Origin of the sequence: Streptomyces celluloflavus (assembly GCA_000720995.1) — a bacterium.
In the GTDB taxonomy this organism is placed as follows: domain Bacteria; phylum Actinomycetota; class Actinomycetes; order Streptomycetales; family Streptomycetaceae; genus Streptomyces; species Streptomyces celluloflavus.
The window spans coordinates 150,280-169,747 of the sequence record JOEL01000005.1 but is presented as its reverse complement, the minus strand read 5'-3'; the positions used below and the strand labels follow the sequence as shown (position 1 = coordinate 169,747).

Annotated in this window: 15 protein-coding genes; 7 read left to right on the top strand and 8 right to left on the bottom strand. The window is 72.6% G+C overall.

Translation table 11 applies throughout. The features are described from left to right. Positions 1-4: 4 nt before the first annotated feature. The gene (locus IH09_RS07425; protein ID WP_052855289.1) at positions 5-259 is read right to left on the bottom strand and encodes a hypothetical protein; all 255 of its coding nucleotides are present in this window, start codon (positions 257-259) and stop codon (positions 5-7) included. Positions 260-334: 75 nt separating this feature from the next. On the opposite strand from IH09_RS07425, the gene IH09_RS07420 reads away from it, so the two are divergent. Continuing rightward, positions 335-1,360, top strand: a complete 1,026-nt coding sequence (locus tag IH09_RS07420; RefSeq protein ID WP_190233231.1) for a Gfo/Idh/MocA family protein — start codon at positions 335-337, stop codon at positions 1,358-1,360. Positions 1,361-1,703: 343 nt separating this feature from the next. On the opposite strand, the gene IH09_RS07415 is transcribed toward IH09_RS07420, so the two are convergent. Next, positions 1,704-2,987: an MFS transporter gene (locus IH09_RS07415; RefSeq protein ID WP_052855287.1), complete on the bottom strand. Its 1,284-nt coding sequence runs from the start codon at positions 2,985-2,987 to the stop codon at positions 1,704-1,706. A 176-nt stretch (positions 2,988-3,163) separates the two neighbouring features. On the opposite strand from IH09_RS07415, the gene IH09_RS07410 reads away from it, so the two are divergent. Together IH09_RS07410 and IH09_RS07405 are read left to right on the top strand one after the other, a co-directional pair. Further along, positions 3,164-3,850: a TetR/AcrR family transcriptional regulator gene (locus IH09_RS07410; RefSeq protein ID WP_318279401.1), complete on the top strand. Its 687-nt coding sequence runs from the start codon at positions 3,164-3,166 to the stop codon at positions 3,848-3,850. A gap of 180 nt (positions 3,851-4,030) precedes the next feature. Beyond that, complete coding sequence (locus tag IH09_RS07405; RefSeq protein WP_052855286.1) at positions 4,031-5,245, top strand: MFS transporter; 1,215 nt, start codon at positions 4,031-4,033, stop codon at positions 5,243-5,245. 76 nt (positions 5,246-5,321) lie between these two features. Here IH09_RS07405 and IH09_RS07400 read toward each other — a convergent pair whose 3' ends face one another. Beyond that, positions 5,322-5,702, bottom strand: coding sequence for a winged helix-turn-helix transcriptional regulator (locus IH09_RS07400; RefSeq protein ID WP_052855285.1), 381 nt, complete (start codon positions 5,700-5,702; stop codon positions 5,322-5,324). Between the two features lie 88 nt (positions 5,703-5,790). On the opposite strand from IH09_RS07400, the gene IH09_RS07395 reads away from it, so the two are divergent. The 3 genes from IH09_RS07395 (at position 5,791) to IH09_RS07385 (ending at position 8,347) form a co-directional block, all read left to right on the top strand. After that, positions 5,791-6,723, top strand: coding sequence for an NADP-dependent oxidoreductase (locus IH09_RS07395; protein ID WP_052855284.1), 933 nt, complete (start codon positions 5,791-5,793; stop codon positions 6,721-6,723). Between the two features lie 236 nt (positions 6,724-6,959). Further along, the gene (locus IH09_RS07390) at positions 6,960-7,622 is read left to right on the top strand and encodes an HAD family hydrolase (protein WP_052855283.1); all 663 of its coding nucleotides are present in this window, start codon (positions 6,960-6,962) and stop codon (positions 7,620-7,622) included. Positions 7,623-8,020: 398 nt separating this feature from the next. After that, entirely contained in the window at positions 8,021-8,347 is a 327-nt protein-coding gene (locus tag IH09_RS07385) for a hypothetical protein (protein ID WP_240151049.1), read from the top strand. Positions 8,348-8,478: 131 nt separating this feature from the next. Here the strand turns inward: IH09_RS07385 and IH09_RS07380 are convergent, their stop codons facing one another. Next, entirely contained in the window at positions 8,479-8,985 is a 507-nt protein-coding gene (locus IH09_RS07380; RefSeq protein ID WP_052855282.1) for an NUDIX hydrolase, read from the bottom strand. Positions 8,986-9,256: 271 nt separating this feature from the next. Next, on the bottom strand, positions 9,257-10,006 hold the full coding sequence (locus tag IH09_RS07375; protein ID WP_052855281.1) for a dienelactone hydrolase family protein: 750 nt from the start codon (positions 10,004-10,006) through the stop codon (positions 9,257-9,259). 278 nt (positions 10,007-10,284) lie between these two features. Here IH09_RS07375 and IH09_RS07370 point away from each other — a divergent pair, with 278 nt between their 5' ends. Then, the gene (locus IH09_RS07370) at positions 10,285-10,827 is read left to right on the top strand and encodes a class I SAM-dependent DNA methyltransferase (protein WP_052855280.1); all 543 of its coding nucleotides are present in this window, start codon (positions 10,285-10,287) and stop codon (positions 10,825-10,827) included. A 21-nt stretch (positions 10,828-10,848) separates the two neighbouring features. Here IH09_RS07370 and IH09_RS07365 read toward each other — a convergent pair whose 3' ends face one another. From IH09_RS07365 to IH09_RS07355, 3 genes are read right to left on the bottom strand one after another with little or no spacing between them, the layout of a single operon-like run. After that, complete coding sequence (locus IH09_RS07365) at positions 10,849-11,586, bottom strand: thioesterase II family protein (RefSeq protein ID WP_052855279.1); 738 nt, start codon at positions 11,584-11,586, stop codon at positions 10,849-10,851. Further along, entirely contained in the window at positions 11,583-17,765 is a 6,183-nt protein-coding gene (locus IH09_RS07360; protein WP_052855278.1) for a condensation domain-containing protein, read from the bottom strand. The genes IH09_RS07365 and IH09_RS07360 overlap by 4 nt, the downstream gene beginning before the upstream one ends. Beyond that, the gene (locus tag IH09_RS07355) at positions 17,762-19,468 is read right to left on the bottom strand and encodes a non-ribosomal peptide synthetase (RefSeq protein ID WP_052855277.1); all 1,707 of its coding nucleotides are present in this window, start codon (positions 19,466-19,468) and stop codon (positions 17,762-17,764) included. Before IH09_RS07355 ends, IH09_RS07360 begins: the two co-directional genes overlap by 4 nt.

Genomic DNA, 19,468 nt, shown 5'->3' with positions numbered 1-19,468 from the left:
CCCGTCACGTTCCGGCCCGCCCGCCGACGACGGCGAACTGCGCGCCGCCGTCCGGGAGTTCGGCGACGGTCCGCCGCAGCGGCGGGTGCCGGACACCTTCACCGGCCTCGTGGCGTCCTTCGCGCGCTGCGGGGCCCCGCAGCGCGTACGCGCCCCGGTGGCCCGAGCTCTCCCCCGGCCGTCCCGGCGCCCTGATCCTCGGCGGGCCCGGGGTCGCGCGGACCGGCGCGGCCGCCAAGCTCCGCTTCCGGGACGGCATCGACCGGCTCCCCGGAGCCGGAACCCCTGAACCCCGACTGTGCGAGGGCCTCCGGGCCCGGAAAGGACCGTGTTCATGAGAGAGGTGAGCTGGGGGCTGCTGGTCACCGGCGGCTACGCGGACGTCGCGATGAAGGCCAAGGCGGCCTCCACCACGACCGAGTTCGTCGCCGTCGCGCAGGACGACGCGGAGACGGCCCGCGCCTACGCCCGGACCCACGCCGTCGCCCGGTCCTACGGCAGCTACGCGGAGCTGCTGGAGGACGACGAAGTGGAGGCCGTCTTCGTCGCCCTGGACCCGGTCGACCATGCCGAGTGGGCGGTCAGGGCGCTGGAGGCCGGTAAGCATGTGCTGGTGGAGAAGCCGTTCGCGCTCGGCACCGCCGACACCGAGCGGGTCTTCGACGCGGCCGAGGCCGCGGGCCGGCAGTGCATCGAGGGGGTGATGCCCCGTCACCATCCGCAGTTCCTGCTGGCCAAGAAGCTTGTGGAGGAGGGCCATATCGGCGAGCTGCGCCATATCTACGCCGCCTGCACCGCCAGTCTGCCGGCGGACTACTTCCGCCGCTTTCCCGAGCGCGGCGGCGGCGGTCTGCTGGACCTGGGCTCCTTCGCGCTGACCGCGATCCGGCTGTTCGGCGGGGCACCGGAGCGCGTCTACGCCGAGGAGGTCCGCCGGGAGGGCGCCTGCGACCACCACTTCGCGGCCACGCTGCGGATGCCGGGCGACGTGCTGGCCCAGTTCGAGGTGGGTCAGGAGGTGTGCCGGGGCGACACCCTGGAGGTCGTCGGCACCACCGGACGCCTGGTCTTCCAGGACCCGTGGTTCTGCCGCGACGTCACCCGCATCGAGGTGCAGCGGCAGGGCCCGCCGCCGCATCTGGACCCGGTCAGCGAGTACGTGGACGTGGACCCGGAGGGCGCCTACCGCTGCGGTGAGCAGTACGCGGTCTCCCGCATCCAGTTCGACGCGCTGTCGACGGCGATCGCCAACGGCACGCCTTTCCCGTACGGCCGCGCGGATGCCGTGGAGCAGGCCCGCGTCATCGAGGCGCTCTTCGCGTCCGCCGCCAAGGAAGTGCCCGTGCGGCTGGACGGCTGACCGTACGGCTGGACCACTGGCCGGGCCGGCTGCGTGCGGCCCGGCCGCCGGAACGCGGGGCGGCGCGGCCGCTGTGCGCGGTTGCGGGGTGCGTCGCGTACGTGACGGGATACGTCTTCGGCGCACGGAGGCGCCTCTTGCGATGGCTGGGACAGGCCGTGCCGCGCCTGCGCCGTGGGCCCCTGGCGGCCGGCGTTCGCCCGAGCCGGTCTGCGGTCCCGTACCCGGTCACGGCTCCCGCCTCCGGGTTCGTCCCGTACGCGGCCGGGCCGGTCCGTGGTGCGCCCACCCCCACAACGGGTCTCCGCCCACCGGCCGGCGGCCCGTTGTGGGGTGGGCGGAGTCAGGTGACGAGGAGGGCGGCCAGGGCGGGGCCGAAGGCGCCGCCGAGTTGGTAGCAGAGGGTGAACAGGCCGATGGAAGTGGGGCGTTGGCTTTCCGGGACGGAGTGGGCGGCGTACACCGAGAGCGTCGCCTGGCCCGAGGAGCTGACGAAGACCGATACGCCGGCTGCGACGAGCATCAGCGCCGCCCAGGGTGCGACGGCCGCCGTGACGGGGGCGAGTACGCCGAGGGTGAGGAGGACGGCGAGGACCGCGGCGCGGCTCATGCGCGTGGAGTACGCCGCCAGGAGCCAGGACGCGGCCGAGCCGATCAGCAGCGCGAGGAGGGTTCCCGTGCCGACGAGCCCGGCATCCCAGCCCTCGCTGTCCTTCAGGACCCGCGGGACGATGTAGAGCAGTGAGAAGTACGAGGTCGACAGGGCGCACACGACGGCGCTCGCGCTCAGGAAGACCGGGGTGCGCAGGACGGCCACGGGGACGAAGCCGTCCGGGCGGGTGCGGACGCGCAGCACCAGAACCGCGGCGATGACCGCGGCGCAGACGAGCGCCGGGAGGGGGAAGCGGGGGATGAACACCAGCGCGCTGACCAGTGCCATCAGGACGACGGCGCCGACGGTGTCGAAGGGGGTGCGCGGGTCCTGGGTGGGGAGCGCCGGCGCGGTGCGTATGACGCCGGGTACGGCCAGCAGGGCGAGGGCGGACAGTGACAGCGCCGCGCGCCAGGACACGTGCTCGGTGAGCAGGGAGCCCGCGAGGGGGCCGAGGGCGCCGAGGATGCCGCTGCCGGCGGTCACCACGCCCATGCGGCGGGGGGTGCCCGCGAGGTTGATGGCCGTGGTGACCAGTCCGCTGCCGCCGATGGCCTGGGCGCCGCGGCCGAGGATCAGCAGCGGCATCGACGGGGCCACGACGACCAGGAGGGTGCCGGCGGCCACTATGGCGGCGCAGACCAGTACGACGGTTCGTACCCCGCGGCGTTTGAGCAGCGTGGCCATCAGCGGGGTGCACACGGCCATCAGCAGGCCGAAGGTGGTGGCGATCCACGTCGCCGAGCTCACCGGCACGCCGAGGTCCGCGCCGATGTCCGGGAGTGTTGTCGTGACGCTGTTGGCGCTCAGGGCGGAGGGCGTGGCCAGCAGGCCGAGTAAGAGCGCGGGTACCCCGTAGGGGTGCCGGCGCGCGCGGGGCGGGGCCGGGGATGTGGTGCCGGGGGGTGGTGAACTGCGCGCGGAATGCGGGGAGTTCGGGGTGGTGGACGCGTCGTCGCTGGCCACATGTGTCATCGGTGCCTCCTTGAGGTGTGCCGGCCGGAGCGGAGATGAAACTACACCGTGCAGGGCAACTGGTAAACCGTTTGGTGTAAGTTGGGGCCGGGGACCCAGGTCCGGAGACGCACAGCCCGCCGCGGCGCCCGGTCCCCCGAGGCGGGCGGCGCCGGGCGATGGCGGAAAGGGAGACAGTGAGGCAGAGCGTGCGGGACGGGATGCCCGAACAACGGCGCGGGATGCCGGAGAAGCGCAGGGCGATCGCACAGGCGGCCCGTGTCGTCTTCGGGCGCGAGGGCTACTCCCGCGCCAGCGTCGACGCCATCGCCGTCGAGGCCGGTGTCTCCAAGCGGACGATCTACAACCACTTCGACGACAAGGAGCACCTGTTCCACTCGGTGGCCCTGGAAGGCGCGCACCAGGTGTCCGCGGCCGTCGCGGAGATCATGGAACGGCATCTGCGGAAGATCGTGAACCTGCGGGACGACCTCGTCGCCTTCGGCATCGAGCGGGCGGCGGCGGTGACGGATTTCCCGGACCACTTCGCACTGGTCCGGACGATCGAGGCGGAGGTCACGCGGATTCCGCCCGCGCTGCTGGAAGACTGGAAAGCGGCCGGCCCGCCGTCCGGCCACCTCCGGCTCGCGCCGTATCTCCAACGCATCGCCGACCGCGGCCTGCTCACCTTCGACGACGCCGACAGCGCCGCGAACCACTTCAATCTGCTGACGATCACGGACCTCAATCAGCGCACGTTCTACGGCGCCATCCCGATGCCGGAATCCGAGACGGCCGCCATCGTGACGAGCGGAGTGCACACCTTCCTGCGCCTGTACGGAACGGAATCCGGGCACACCGACGCACGGGGGCGGGCCGGGTAGTCCCTAAGGCTTCGTCAAGTCGTCGGTGTGGATGGCGAGTTGGCTAGTTGGCGCATGCCGATGATGTGCCGGGCGCCAGCCACTGGGCGCAGGGCGAAACGGGGCGACCGGATCGTGGCGGATTTCCGTTATGTTTTGGCGGTTTATCGAAAGCGCGAGCCGGGCTCGGACCATGGCGGGGTGCGAAGGAATACATCGATCACCCTGCTGTCCGTCGGCCATGCCTGCATAGACATCTATCAGGGCGCTGTGGCGGCCCTGGTGCCGTTCTTCGTCGCCGAGCGCGCCTATACCTACGCCGCCGTCTCGGGCATCGTGCTGGCCGCCTCGCTGCTGTCATCGGTGGCGCAGCCGGTGTTCGGCGCGCTCACCGACCGGTGGGCGATGCCCTGGCTGCTGCCGGTCAGCACGCTGCTGGGCGGTGTGGGCATCGCCCTGAGCGGGCTGAGCGGCTCCTACGGGCTCACCCTGGTGTTCGTCGCGGTCTCGGGAATCGGTGTGGCCGCCTACCACCCCGAGTCCGCCCGGGTCGCCCGGCTCGCCAGCCAGGGCAGTCACAGCGCCATGGGATGGTTCTCCACGGGCGGCAATGTCGGCTTCGCGCTGGCACCGCTCATGGTCGCCGTCGTCGTGGCCACCGGAGGGCTGCGCTGGACGCCGCTGCTGGTGCTGCCGGCGCTCGCCGGCACCGCGCTGTGTCTGCCCGTGCTGCGTGCCCTGGAACGGAAGCGGTCCACCGGGGCGGGTACGGCGGTGCCGGCGGGGCGCGGCGACACCGCGTCCTTCGTGCGGCTGTCGCTGGCCGTGGTGTTCCGGTCGATCGTCTTCGTCGGTCTGAGCACCTTCATCTCGCTGTACGCCGGGCAGCGCATGGGCGGCGGCACGGCCGCGGGCACCACGGCCCTGGTCGTGCTCTACCTCGGCGGCGCGGTCGGCTCGGTGCTGGGCGGGGCGCTGGCCAACCGGTGGAGCCGGGTGGCGATCTGCCGCTGGTCGTACCTGATCACCATCGCGGCGGTCGCGGGCGTGGTGTTCGTACCGGGCCCGGCCCTGTATCTGTTCCTGGCCCTGACCTCGGTCGGCCTGTATGTGCCCTTCTCGCTCCAGGTCACCCTCGGCCAGGACTACCTGCCCTCGCGGGTCGGCACCGCCAGCGGGATCACGCTCGGCCTGACGGTCAGCATCGGCGGTCTGACGAGCCCGATGATCGGCGGCCTCGCCGACGCGACGTCCCTGCGGACCGCCCTGGCACCTCTCATCCTGATGCCGGTACTGAGCTGGCTGCTCTTCCACACCCTGCCCGAACCCGCCGTGGCGCGGCCCGAGGCGACGGCGCGTCCGAAGGGAGAGGACACCGGTGCCGCGCTCGCTCCCCCTCTCCCCCACCACCGCTGACCGGCCCGCGCCACCTGGGGTGCCGGATGGCCGTACCGGCTGGGGTGCATCTGAAGGGGCGGTCCCTGGCGGGGTCTCAGTCGCTATGGGCGACCGGCACAGGGCCGGCGTCGAGCGCATCGAGCACTGCGTCGCCGTTCGCCCTGGCCCACTCGGTCAGCATGTGGATCGGCTCGATCAGCGTGGCCCCGAGCGAGGTGAGCTCGTACTCGACGCGGGGCGGCGCCTCGGCGTAGGCGTGGCGGCGGATGAGTCCGTGCGCCTCTAGCCGTCGGAGCGTCTGGGTGAGCATCTTGCGGGAGATGCCACCGATCAGCTCGATCAGCTCGCCGTGGCGCACCGGGCCCTCGCTGAGGCCGTAGAGCACGACCACCGTCCACTTGTCGGCGATCACCTCGACCGCCAGCCGCGCCGGACAGTCGGCGAGAAAGGGATCGCCGGGACGGAAACCGCTCATGCGCCAAAGGTACCTGCGCCGAAGGTACCTGCCGGTTCCTATCGGATTCATAGCCTGGGTTCTCTCCCCCTCCAGAGCCAGGAGAGTCATGCGAGTCATCACCCAGCAGGCGTTCGGCGGTCCCGAGGTGCTCACCATCGTGGACGCGCCCGAGCCCCAGCCCCTCCCCACCGAGGTTCTCGTCCGCGTCAAGGCGATCGGGCTGAACCCGCTGGAGGCGCTCCTGCGCGCCGGCGAGTTCCCCCCGTTGCTCGGCCGGCCGCCGTTCATCCTCGGCTGGGACATCAGCGGCGTGGTCGAGGAGGGGTCGCTGACGTATCGGTTCAGGCCCGGCGACGAGGTGTTCGGGATGCCACTGTTCCCGCGGGCGGGGAACGCTTACGCCGAGGTCGTCTCTGCGCCGGCGTTGCACCTGGCACGCAAGCCTGCGTCGCTCTCGCACGTCGAGGCGGCGGCCCTGCCGGTCGTCGGGCTGACGGCGTGGCAGGGGCTCGTCGACCTCGCCGGCGTGACCGAGGGCGACCGCGTCCTGATCCACGGCGGTGGTGGCGGGGTCGGCCACGTCGCGATCCAGATCGCGAAAGCGCTCGGTGCGCACGTGATCGCGACTGCCAGCGGGGGCAAGCGGAAGTTCGTCGAGGAGTTCGGCGCGGACGAGGTGATCGACTACACGGCGGTCGACTTCACCGAGGCGGTCCGCGACATCGACGTCGTGCTCGACACGATCGGCGGCGACACCGTCGAGCGGTCGCTCGACGTACTCCGCCCAGGCGGTCACCTGGTGACGGCGGTCGCCGAGGGGGATTCGGCCCTCGCCGCCAAGTACACGGCGGCCGGCATGCGCTTCAGCGGCATCGCGGTCGACCCCGATCCGGTCGCCCTGCGAGGGCTCGTCGAACTCGTCGAACAGGGCAGGCTCCGGATCCACGTGCAGGAGACGTTCCCCTTCGAGCGCGTCGCCGACGCGCACCGGCTGCTCGACGGCGGCCACCTCCAGGGCAAGCTCGTCCTCACCATCTGATCCCGTCGTGGGGCCTCGCGTGAGTGAGGCCCCACCGAGAGGTCCGCTCAGTCCCCACGGGTCGGCTCCGGCCTTTCGTCTCGGCGAACCGGGCCGATCTGTCTCATCCAACTCGGTCCACGCAGGCCACCGTCCTGCGAACGACCAGCCTCGTGGAGACAGGACGGAACCCGTCGACACACGCTGTCCCCAGAAGTGAACGAAGCCAGAATCACGCCGGTCAGTAGGGTGTTCGCATGATTCGCGCGGTGATCTTCGATGTCGGTGAGTGTCTGGTCGATGAGACTCGGGAGTACGGAACGTGGGCCGACTGGCTCGGTGTTCCGCGGCACACGTTCGCGGCGATGTTCGGAGCGGTGATCGCGCAGGGGCGGGACTATCGAGAGGTATTCCAGGAGTTCCAACCGGGTTTCGACCTGGACGCGCAGCGGGAGGCACGTGCCCAGGCGGGGAAGCCTGAGCACTTCAATGAGTCAGACCTGTACCCGGACGTCCGGCCGGCGCTCTCGGAGCTGCGTAGCGATGGGTTGTGGCTTGGTATTGCAGGGAACCAGACCGTTCGCGCCGGCAGGATTCTGCGCAGTTTGTTCGCGGACGATGTCGACTTGATCGGCACATCCGACGACTGGGGCGTCAGTAAGCCGGACCCCCTCTTCTTCCAACGGGTTGCCGATGCAGTGCCCTTCGATATTCGGGAGATCTTGTACGTCGGTGACCGCGTCGACAATGACCTGCGGCCGGCCGTGGCCGCGGGCATGCGGACGGCTCTGGTGCACCGGGGTCCGTGGGCGACAATTCAGTGGAGGACCGCCGACGCGCGAGACCTGCCGACGTTCCGTGTCGAGTCCCTTGCGGAACTGCCGTCGGGCATCCGGAAGTTCAACGGGCAAGAGCGCTGACGGTCGTCGCCCATCCGTACAGGCGCTCATCGAGGTCCTGCACGCACTGCTTCTGCTGATGTGGGGCAAGTGCTCGCCGCACGTCCCGGATCCGTTCCATGCCCGTGGCGTACCAGGTGATGTCCAGCTGGTCGAGGGCGAGGAGCGCGTACTGGCACGCCTGCTCGGGCTACGGTGGCCCTGATCGAGGAAGCCGGGCACCAGGTCGACCACGAACTGTGGACCGGTCCGACCGACGCTCTGGTGGCAGTAGGGGCCAACCGCTCCCACACCCCGAAGCCCGGCGGCTGCGGACCGATCAACCCCGGGAGCTGTGCCACGCACGGCGGTGGCGGTAGCCAGGCTCCGGGAACGCACGGCGGAAGGGTGATGGCATGAACGCGGATCAAGCTCGGCAGGTGGACGCCACGCTCCGGCGGCTCGGCATCCCGGGAGTGGTCGCCCCGGAGGATCCGGAGAACGCGGCGGGCGCGTGGCGGGTGTACGACGGTGCCGATCCCGCGATCCGCGAGGACATCACCGCTGATGTCCTCGCCGCTTTCGTGGCGAAGTTCCGCGAGGCCGACCCGGAGCCGCCCGGGAAGCCCCAGGCAGGCCCTACGCGGCTTCATCATCCCGCCCGAGGACAACTGACTACTCGTATCGCCCCGTCCGTACGCTGCTTGCGCGGCGAGCGGGCGGGGCTGGTCGCTGTTCTGGCCGGCAGCGCGTTCGCTGACGAATGACCCCATCCCGGGCGTGGTGGTGATCAGCCCCGTCCGGGCCATCTCCGGACGGGGCTCTCTCAGACCGATCACAGAAGTACCCGCTAGGAGCTTCGGGAAGCCCCGGCCGAGGGACATGCCCCGGGCGGCCCTCAGTGGTGCCAGGGCAGTTGGATCGGATCAGCAGGGGTGTGCCCGGCCACGAGATCGGCCGCCAGCGTGGCCAGGCCGAGGGGATGGACGGTCTCATCAGTGGCTGCCAGGTCGGCGAGGGGCCACCAGCGGTATCCGGCGTGGTACTTGCGCTCATTCGCTTCCAGGCCGGTCACATCAACCTGGTGGGTCGTGACGCGAAGATGAAAAAAGACGTCCCGGAAGAGCCCTTCAGCCCATCCGACATCCGCGTATCCAGAGGTCATTGCGACTGCTGCCCCCAGGGCCTCCGGCTCCACGGACAGGCCCGTCTCTTCGCGCAGCTCGCGGGCTGCCGCCTGGGCCAGGGTCTCCCCGTCCTCGACACCACCGCCGGGCGTGCACCATCCGTGACCGCTCTCGGGAGCGTCCGGATCGACGTGGAACTTCAGCAGGAGCAGGCGGTCCAGCTCGTCGATCAACAGCACGCGAGCGGATTCGCGGCGATAACTTCCCTCATCAGACATGCTGGCAGCGTAATCGGGGCGACGCCGAGGGGCCGTTGGGTTTCGCACCACCGGCAGGGCTTTCCCCTGGTCGGAAGGGGCGGCGCCGCGCGCCCCTCCCCCACAACCATGATGCGGATGCGATGCGGATGCTGCGCGAGCGCGGCGGACGGGCTGCGGCGGCGGAGCGCGTAGGACCACGATCACCGGGCCCCGGCCGCCGCTGTGCGGCCGGCGGGCGGGCCGGGGGCTCCGGGCCGGGTACGTCAGGTGTGGGGTGCGGGCCGGAGCCTCAGCGGTTGGCCAGGGTGCGGTCGAGGAGGGGGAGCAGGCAGTCCCAGTGGTGTTGCAGTGCGGCGGGGTTGAAGGCTTCGGTGTCGGACATGGTGAAGCCGTGGACGGTGCCGGGGTAGATCTCGGTGGTGTAGCCGACGCCTGCGGTGTCCAGGGCCCGGTTGAGTTCGGTGAGGGCCTCGGGTGACATATCGCCTTCGGCGAGGCCGAGGTGGACCTGGGCGGTGAGTTCGGGGACGCGGTGGTGCGGGCTGTCGGGTGCGTCGGTGACCAGGGGGCCGGGGTGGAATCCGGCGACGGCGGCCACCTTGTCGGGGTGGGCCGTTGCGGTGCGCATCGCCGAGACGGCGCCCATGCAGTAGCCGATCGTGGCGACCGGTCCGGCACTGACCTCGGGCTGGGCGGTGAGGAACGTGAGGTAGGCGTCGGCGTCGCGCAGGGCGCGTTCGGCGGTGTGCGCCTGGATCATGGGCATCAGCTGGGCGATGACCGTGGGCCGGGCCTCTTCTCCGATGTACTCGGGAAGTTCGACCACCGGTGCCGGGCCGTGCCGGTAGAAGATGTTGGGGACGAGCACGTAGTACCCGTGCTCGGCCAGTTGGCGGGCCATCTCCTTCAGTACGGGCCGGATGCCCAAGGCGTCCGGGTACAGCAGCACTCCCGGGTGCCGCTCGCCGCCGTCGGGGAAGACGGCGAAAGCGTCGGCCTGGCCGTCCGCGGTGGGAATCTGCAGCGTTTTGGTGGGCATGGCGGATCTTCCTTCCATTGCTTCGTGATGCGTACTTCGTGCTTCGTACTTCGTGGTCGGTCGCCAATGTAGGCGAGAAGTCATGCCGCGCAGTGGCCACCGTGGCACTCGGGCTCGCCTCGTGGTGGGGGCCTCGGTCCGGAAAAAGACGGTACTGCCGGCGGCCGGCCGGCGCCCCGTGGCGGGGAGGAGTCCGCGGGTACCGGAGGCCGGGTATCGGACATCGGGTACCGGACGTCGGCCTGCCGCCGGAGCGGGGCGTGTGTCACGGTGATCGCATGACGTGGAACGGTGACGAGTACCAGGCCCGGTTCGACCGCATCGCCGCCGAAGGAGGGGATGTCCACGGTGAGGCGGCGCTGGTGCGCTCGTTCGCGCCCGCCACCGTCCTCGACGCGGGCTGCGGCACCGGCCGGGTGGCCATCGAGCTGGCCCGCCACGAGATCGCCGTGGTGGGCGTGGACGTCGACGAGGCGATGCTCGCCACCGCCCGGCGCCGGGCACCGCAGATCCGCTGGCACCGGCACGATCTGGCCGGTCTCGACCTGGGTTTGTTGTTCGACGTCGTGGTGATGGCGGGCAATGTCCCCCTGTTCACCGCGCCGGGTACGGAGGCGGCCCTGGTCGCCGGGGTGGCGGGCCATGTCCGGCCGGGCGGCCGCCTCGTCGCGGGGTTCTCCCTGGACCGCGGTTACACACTGGCCGACTACGACGCGCACTGCCGGGCGGCGGGGCTCGCCCTGGAAGCCCGGTACGCGACCTGGTCCCGGGCCCCTTTCGCCGACGGGGACTACGCCGTCTCGGTGCACCGCAAACCCTGACCGCGCGCCGCCGGCCGGCGGTCAGGGCAGCGCGTGGCGCAGGACGTCGGCCAGTTCCGCCGGGCAATCGCGCAGCAGGTTGTGGCCCGCGGTGATCTGCGCGGTCGTGTGGCCGCGTGTGGTCAGCGCCGACCAGGCCGCGATGTCCTCCTCGGCGACGGTGTGGTCCTGGGTGCCACGGATGGTGAGGATCGGGGAGGCCACGGGGGTCCAGCCTGCCGCTCCTGTGAGGTGTTCGTGGGTGGCCCGGTAGTCCGCGCGCAGCGCCGGGGCCACCATCTCCAGGATGTCGGGGGCGTCGAGCAGGTCGGCGGGCAGGTAGCCGTCCGCGACGACCTGGGCGAAGAACTCGTCGTCGGGGCGGTCCCAGCACCCGGCGGCCGTGCGGACGGAGGTGCCCGGTGCCTGTTGTGCCGAGGCCGCCAGCAGGACGGCGGTCCGCGGTTCCAGTGCGCGGGCCGTCTCGTAGGCCAGTACCGACCCCGAGGAGTGGCCGTAGAGGATGATCTGCGCTCCGTCCGCGTGGGTGCGGATGGCGTCGGCCAACTGCCGGGCCAGTGCCGGGAGGTCGGCGACCGGGGGTTCGTCGAGCAGTGCTTCCCTCCCGGGCAGCCGGATGGCCACCGGGTGCGGGTCGGGTGCCAGGGCCCGGCCCAGTGCCAGCACCGCGCTGACGCCCGCGCCCGCGTGCGGGAAGAGGTACGCCACCCGTTTCGGCCGCTCGGCGGGTACGAGGTCCACCAGCCAGTGCGCGCTCATCGCGACTCCTCCCGCTGTGCGGTGTCCAGGGCGGCGGCGAGGGCGCGGAGGTGGTCGCAGGCGGCGTCCAGCAGGCGTGCCGCCCGGTCCCGGTCGTCCGCGTGCGCCAGTCGCAGGGTCAGCTCGTCGCCCTTGGTGTAGGCGCTGAACTCCCAGTGGAACGGCCGGGGGTTGTCCGGGCCCCGGTCGCCGCGGTCCGGCAGCGGGACTTCGGTGAGGTGGCCGTCGCCGCACTCCGCCGTGCCGGCGAACAGCGATCCGAGCCTGCCGAGGTAGTTGACGCTCACCCAGGGGTGGTCCGCTTCCGTGTGCCGGGCGCGGGCGGTGGTGTCCGAGGTGCCGTAGCGCAGCAGGCCGTGGGTGAGGCCGGCGCGCGACCGGGCCGCCTGTGCGGCCTGGAGCCTCTCGTGCGGGGCGGTGTCCGGTGGGGCGTCGACCAGTACGGGTGCCAGGGCTGTGAACCAGCCCACGGTCCGCGACAGGTCCGCGCCGTCGGCCATCTCCTCGTCGCGGCCGTGCAGTTCCATCGCGATGCGGACCGCGGGGCGGCCGAGGGCGGCAGCTGCCGCGCCGGCCGCGGCCGCCAGTACCGCGTCGGCGGGGTGGGCGCCCCTCCCCCGCAGTCCGGTGAGGAGGGCGTGGGTGGGTGCCGGGCCGAGGGTGCGCTCGTCGACGCGGGTGGCGCTCTCGTACGTCGTGGGCGGCGGGCCGGGTAGGGCTGTGGTGGTGTCGTCGGGTGCGGGGAGGGGGGTGCGTTGGGCGAGGTCGTCGGCGTGCTCGCGCAGGGACCGCGCCCACTGGTGGTAGGTGACGGGCACCGGGGGCAGTGGGACGGGGTCTTCGGTGGTGCGGTGGGCGCAGGCGGTGCGCAGGTCGTCGAGCAGCACGCCCCAGGACAGGATGTCCATCACGAGGTGGTGTGCGGTCAGGACCAGCAGGCGCCGGTCGGTCCCGTCGTGGATCAGCGTGGCGCGCAGCAGTGGGCCGGCGGTGAGGTCGACGCCTCGTCTGGCCCGGTCGGTCGCGGCGGCGAGGGCGTCGTCGCCGTGGGCGGTCGCCTCCTCGATCGCCACGGTCTGTGCGGTCGGGTCGCTGACCTGCTCCCAGTCCGCCGCGCGCCGGCGGAAGCGGTGGCGCAGTACGGCGTGGTGGTCGGCCACGGCCTGGACGGCGGCCAGCAGCGCCTCGGAGGGCAGTGCGCGGGGTACGCGCAGTGCGGTCGACTGGTTCCAGTGTCCCGGGTCGGGCAACTGCCGCTCGAAGAACCAGCGTTGAATGGGGGTGAGCGGGATGGCCCGGCGCCGGGCGAAGCTCTCGCCCACCGTGGCCGCCCTGGTGGCGGAGGTGGTGACGCGGGCCAGCGACCGGATGGTCGGGTGGGTGAACAGATGCCGCCGGGTGACCTGCAGGCCCTTCTCTGCGGCCTTCGTGGCGATGCGTACGGCCTGCACGGAGTCGCCGCCCAGGGCGTAGTAGTCGTCGTCCAGGCCGATGTGGGCGACGCCGAGGAGTTCGCGCCAGATGCCCGCCAGTGCGGCCTCGGTCTCGGTCATGTCCTGGGCGGGTTCGGGCGTGGCGGGGGTGGCGGGGGTGGTGGCCGGTGGTGGGGGGATCCGTGAGGTCTTGCCGTCCGGTGTCGTCGGCAGCGTGGTCTCGCACCGTAGTTGTGCGGGGAGCAGGTGGGCGGGCAGTTCGTGGCGCAGCCGGTCCATCAGCTCGGTCTCGGTCACGGTGCCGTCCGTCTCGACCAGCGCGGTGGGTCCGCCCGCGCCTCCGCCCGGGGCTGCGGCTGCCCGTACGGCGGGATGGGTGCGCAGCAGGTGCTCGATGCGTGCGGGGGCGTGGTGGTAGCCGTGTTCGGAGTGGATCTCCGTGAGGCGGCCGAGGACGACGAGTCGCCCGTCGGGGAGGAGCAGGCCCGCGTCTCCCGTCCGCCGGATCCGGGTGTCGGCTGCCAGCGGATGCACGAGTGCGGGGTGTTGCGGCGGGGTGCCGAGGGGGGTGGCTGCCTCCGTGGTGGCGACGCAGATCTCCCCGGGTACGCCGGGCGGGCAGACGCGGCCCCACGGGTCCACCACGCACAGCAGTGAGCCGGCCGGGGGGCTGCCCACGGGCACGGTGCCGGTGGCCGGTGGTGCGGTGTGTTCGGTGGGGGCGGCGGGCACGTCCTCCTGGGCTGCGGCGAGTCCCCATTCGATGCCGCCGTAGGTGTGCACGAGGCGGCCGCCGGGTGCGTGGGAGCGCCATCGGTGGACGAGGTCGGGGCCGAGGGTCTCACCGCTGACGACCAGGGTCCGTAGCGCGGGGGTGGCGCCGTTCTCGTCCAGGCGGGTGAGGAGGGTGGCCAGTTCGGTGGGGGTGAGGGTGACGGAGGCGGCCTGGCGGCCGTGTGCCAGGTGTTCCAGCCGGGTGGCGGGGGGCAGGGGTACCGCGGTGTTGCCCGCGGCGAGGGTAATGAGCAGGTCGAGGGCGAGCCGGTCGGCCGTGCCGCGGGCGATCAGTACCTCGCCCCGTTCGTCGTCGCGTACGGCGCGTGCGAGTGCCTGGTGTGTGAGCACCATGGGGCGTCGGGGCCCGGTGGTGCCGCTGGTGCGTACCACCAGTGCGGGCGCGTGGGGGTCGGTGGGGCGTGTTGCGGGGGGTGCTGGTGTGGCCTCGACGCGTACGACGGGTGTGTCCGGGGGGTCCGCGGACCCGGTCATGTCCAGCAGGGCGGCGGCTCCCAGCTCGGACAGTTCGGCGGGTACGGCGTCGTCCTGGGTGGTGAGGGGGGCGCAGAGCAGGCCGGCGCGGAGTGCTCCCAGGCAGGCGGCGGCCAGGTCGGCGGGCCGTTCGGCCCGTACGGCCACGAGGGCCGCGGGGTTGAGGCCGGGGTGGGTGAGGAGTGCGGCCGCCGCTCGGTCGGCGGCCCGGTCGAGGTCGCCGTAGGTCTCCGTGCCGGTGCCGTCGATGACCGCCGGCGCCGTGGGGTGTGCCGCGGCCCATCGCCGTACGCGGTCGGTGACCGGCGCGTCCGGGCGTGTTGCGGTGGGCCCGGTCGTGGGTGGGGCGGGGGCGGAGAGGGTGCCCAGGTGGGTGTCGGGGGCGGCGAGCAGGGTGTCGGTCAGGTCGTCGAAGCGGGCCGCCCAGCGGCTCACCGCGGCCTCGGTGAACAGGTCCGCGGCATACTCCCAGACGAGGGAGATCGAGTCGTCGCCTTCGAAGACCGCGCCGGCCAGGTCGTAGACGGCCCCGGTGCGGTGCAGGGCGACCGTTTCCAGGGTCAGCGGGCCCAGGGGGACTCGTACGCCGTCGCGGTCGGCGGAGAGCAGCTCGCCGACGGTGCCCAGGGCGGGGTCGTGCGCGGTGTTCTGTCCGAAGCCGACCTCCACCAGCGGGGCGCGGCCGCGGTCGCGGGGGACGCCGACGGGGCCCAGGAGGCTTTCGAAGGTGACGCCGCTGTGTTCGAGCCCGGCCAGGAGTGTTTCGGTGACCGTGGCGAGCAGGGCGGCGAACGACTGGTGCGGGGTGAGGTGGACCCGGTGGACGACGGGGTTGGTGAAGTAGCCGAGTACGTCGGCGAATTCGGGGCGTTCGCGGTTGGCGGTGTTCACTCCTACGGCGCTGTCGGCGCGGGCGGTGTAGGTGTGCAGCAGTACGTGCAGGACCGCCAGCAGGACGGCGAACGGGGTGGTTCCGGTGGCGTGGGCGTATGCGCGGACGGCGGCGGCGCGGGCCGGTGGCAGGTCCCTGCGCAGGGTTGCGCCACGTTGTCCGCGGACCGCCGGGCGGGGCCGGTCGGTGGGGAGGTCCGCGGGTGGGGGCGGGGGTGTCAGGTGGCGTACCCAGTGGTCGAGTTCGGCAGCGCCGAGGGGGGTGCGGGTCCGTGCGAGGGCCCATGCCGCGTAGTCGGCGTAGCCGTGTGCGGGTGCGGGGAGGTACGCCTCGGTGCCGGTGGACTCGGCCGCGTAGAGCAGTGCCAGTTCCCGCAGCATGGTGAGCGTGGACCAGTGGTCGGTGATGAGGTGGTGCTGGGAGACCACCATGACCGGGCCGTCGGGCGGTCCGGTGTGGAGCCGGATGCGCAGGGGTGGCCGGGCGGTCAGGTCGAAGGGTGCGAAGGCCGAGCGGATCAGGTCCTGGCGGTGGGTGCGGTGCCAGTCCGGTGGTACCGCTACGGTCGCGAAGTCCAGCTGTGCGTCGGCGGCGACCTGTTGTACGGGGATGCCGTCGTGTACGGGGAAGGTGGTGCGCAGGGCCGGGTGGCGGTGGGCGAGGGTGGTGAAGGCCCGTCGCAGTGCGGCGAGGTCGCAGTCGCCGGTGAGGGTCGCGGCGAAGGCGACGACGTAGGCCGATCCGCTCAGGTCGAGGTGTTCGGCGTGCCAGAGCGACAGTTGGTTGGGGGCGAGGGGGAAGCGGCCCTCGGCCGGTCCGTGGGGTGGGGGGTCGGTGTCGTCTGGGGGTCCGTCGAGGTGTGCGGTGAGTTCGCCGGCCAGTTCCGTCAGGGTGCGGGGGCCCAGGATGGCGGGCAGTGGGAGTCTGGTGCCCAGTTCCCGGTGGAGGGTCAGGCGCAGGCGCAGTGCGGCCAGGGAGTCCACGCCGGCCGCGCGGGGCGGGGCGTCGGGGTCCACCGCCGCGGGTGTGGTGCCGACCACTTCGGCCACCTTGCGGCGCAGGTGGCGGGTGACTTCGGTGCGGCGTCGGTCCGGGGGGAGGGCGGTGAGCCGCTCGCGCGTCCCGGTCTCCATGTCGCTTGGTTCGTCGGCGAGTTGGGCGGCGAGTTCCGCGCGGCGGACTTTGCCCAGGGGGGTGCGGGGTACCTCGGTCACCAGGCGTACCCGCTGGGGTACCGCGTGGGAGGGCAGGTGGTGTGCGCAGTGGGTGAGGAGGTCGGCCGGCTCCGCGTGTGCGCCGTCGTGCAGTCGTACCGCGGCGACCAGGAGTGCGCCTCGGCCGGGCAGGGGGATGCCGGTCACTCCGGCGTCGGCGACCAGGGGGTGGTCGGTCAGTATCCGTTCGACTTCGACGGGGTTGACTTTGTGTCCGCCGGTGTCGATCAGTACGCGGGAGCGTCCGATGACGGTGAGCCGGCCCTGTGTGTCGAGGGTGCCGAGGTCGCCGGTTCGGTGGTGGCCGGTTCCGGGGTCGTTGACCACGGCGGGGCCGGATACCACGATCTCGCCGGTCGCGCCCGGTGGCAGGGGGGTGCCGTGTTCGTCGGTGATCTGGACGCGGGTGCCGTCCAGTGGTGTGCCGACGGTGCCGGGTGAGGGCTCGGTGCCGACGTCCCAGCAGACGCTGCCGGCTTCCGTGCTGCCGTAGGTCTGGCGTACGGGGAGGCCGTGGCGGGTGGTGAAGCGCCGTGCCACGGCCGGGTCGAGGAAGTTGCTTCCGGACAGGCACAGGCGGACCGTGCCGAGTTCGGCCGGTGTGGTGGGGGGCAGGTCGGCGAGGGCGTCGAAGAGCTGGGGTACGGCGATCAGGAGGGTGACGGGGTGGCGGGCCAGCGCGTGGCGGACGGCGTCCACGGAGGAGGTGCCCGCGCTGCGGTCGGGGAGCACGAGTGTGGCGCCGGAGCGGACCGCGGCCAGCAGGCAGCAGAACTGGCCGAGTGCGTGGTGCAGCGGCACCGGGCAGAGCAGGACGTCGGCGGCGGTGATGCCCGCCGTGGTGGTGAGGTGGTCCGCCTCGGCGACCTGGTGGGCCTGGGTGCGGAGGATGCGTTTGGGTTCGCCGGTGCTGCCGGAGGAGAGCGCGGTCACCCAGGGGCCGTTCGCGCGGGCCGGCCGGCGGGGGGTGTCCGCCGGGGGCGGGGTGCGGGGGGTGTCGACGGTGAGGACGGGGCGGTCGGTGAGCGTGGCCACGGGGTGTCCCTCGGTGGTGACGACCACCGCGGGGCGGCTGTCGGCCAGTCTGCGTCGCAGTGCCTGCGGTGGCTGGTCCGGGTCGATGGCCTCGACCGTGCAGCCCGCCTCGGCGGTGGCGAAGTAGGCGACGGCGAACTCGGGCCGGTTGTCCAGGACGAGCAGGACGTGGGTGCCCGGGGACGCGCCGGCGGCGGCGAGCGCGTCGGCGAAGGGGGGGATGGCCGCGGCCAGTTCGCGGTAGGTCAGGGACCGTTCGCCCTGGGTGATGGCCGTCGCTTCGGGGTGGGCGGTCGCCGTGGTGGTGACCATGTCGAGGACGGGGCTCGCGCTCACCGGGTCTCCTCCGTCAGCCGCTTGGCCAGTTCGGCGGGGGTGGGGTGGACGAACACGTCGCGTGCGGTGACGTGCAGGCCCAGCCGTCGGCCGATCTCGGTGACCGCGGTCACCGCGCGGGTGGAGTCGCCGCCGTGCAGGAAGAAGTCGGAGTGGACGGTCAGGCCGGTGACGCCCAGTACGTGCTCCCACACCTGTACCAGTGCCTGCGGGGTCGGTGCCGGGTGCGGCGGACGGCGGCGGGAGCGCAGGAGCGCCCTGCGGTCGATCTTGCCCGAGGGGGTGGTGGGGAGCCGGTCGGCGGTGTGGATCTCGGTGGGCACCATGTAGGCGGGCAGCAGTGCGCTCAGGTGGGTGCGCAGGGCGGCGGCGTGGGCGTCGGTGTGCCGGGGGTGCCATTCCACGAAGCACACCAGGCGCTCCGCGCGGCCCGCGTCGTCGGTCGGGGCGGTCACCGCCGCCCGCCGGACCGCGGGGTGGGTGGCGGCGGCGCTCTCCACCTCGCCCAACTCGACGCGTTTGCCCAGGAGTTGCACCTGGTCGTCGAGGCGTCGCAGGAACTCCAGGTCGCCGGAGGGCAGTTCGCGGACCAGGTCGCCGGTGCGGAAGCAGCGCTCCCCGTCCACCTCGACGAATTTGCGTGCGGTGCGCGCGTCGTCGCCGAGGTAGCCGATGCCGACGGTCGGGCCGCCCAGGTAGAGCTCGCCCGGTGTGCCCGGGGTGACGGGCTCTCCCTCCGGGTCGCGGACGCTCGCCCTGATGTGCGGCAGCGGTTTCCCGATCGGCGGCAGGATGGTGCGGTCGGGCCAGGCGGAGACGTCGCAGAAGACCGCGCCGGCGACGGTCTCGGTGGGCCCGTACTCGTTGAGGACGCGGCTGGGGAAGTCCGGTGGCGGGTAGGCGGCGAGGCGTTCGCCGCCGGTGCGGATGAGCCGTACGTCGCCCAGGTCCGCGCCGTCGAGGTGGAATACCGACTCCAGCAGCAGCGGGGGGATGTAGGTCTGGGTGATCCGGTGGGCGCGCAGCCAGTCGGCGAGTGCGCGGGGTGCGGAGCGGTCGGTGTCGGAGGCGATGTGCACGGATGCGCCGGTGCTCAGGAAGGGCCAGAGTTCGTCGATGGTGACGTCGAAGCCGGGCGAGCCGAGCTGCGCTCCGCGCTCGCGTGGTGAGGCGCCGACCAGCCGGGCGTACGCGGCCACGTAGACGTCCATCGCGGCGCGGCTGATGAGGGTGCCCACGGGGGTGCCCGTCGATCCGGAGGTGAACAGGCAGTAGGCGGGGTCGTCGGGCCGGGCGCCGGGGTCGCGGGGGGCGGGGGCGCCGGGGGTGGGCAGTGCCTCGGGGCGGCGGGCGGGGACGCCGGCGGCTTCGGCCAGTTCCTGGTCGTCGGTGATCAGCAGCGCCACCGAGGCGCGGGTCAGCAGCGTGCGGAGCCGGTCCGGTGGCTGGGCCGCGTCCAGCGGTGTGAAGCAGGCGCCCGCGAGCAGTACGGCGAGTTCGAGGACGAACAGGTCCGTGGTGCGGGGCAGTACGAGCCCGACGCGGTCCCCGGGTCCGATGCCGAGGGCCCTCAGGGCGCCCGCCGCCGCGCGGGCGCGGGAGTCGAGTTCGGCGTAGGTCAGCCGGGTGCCCCGGTGGTCGGTCAGCGCCACGGCGTCCGGTGCCCGGCGTACTTGGCGGGCCACGGCGTTCAGCAAGTGCAT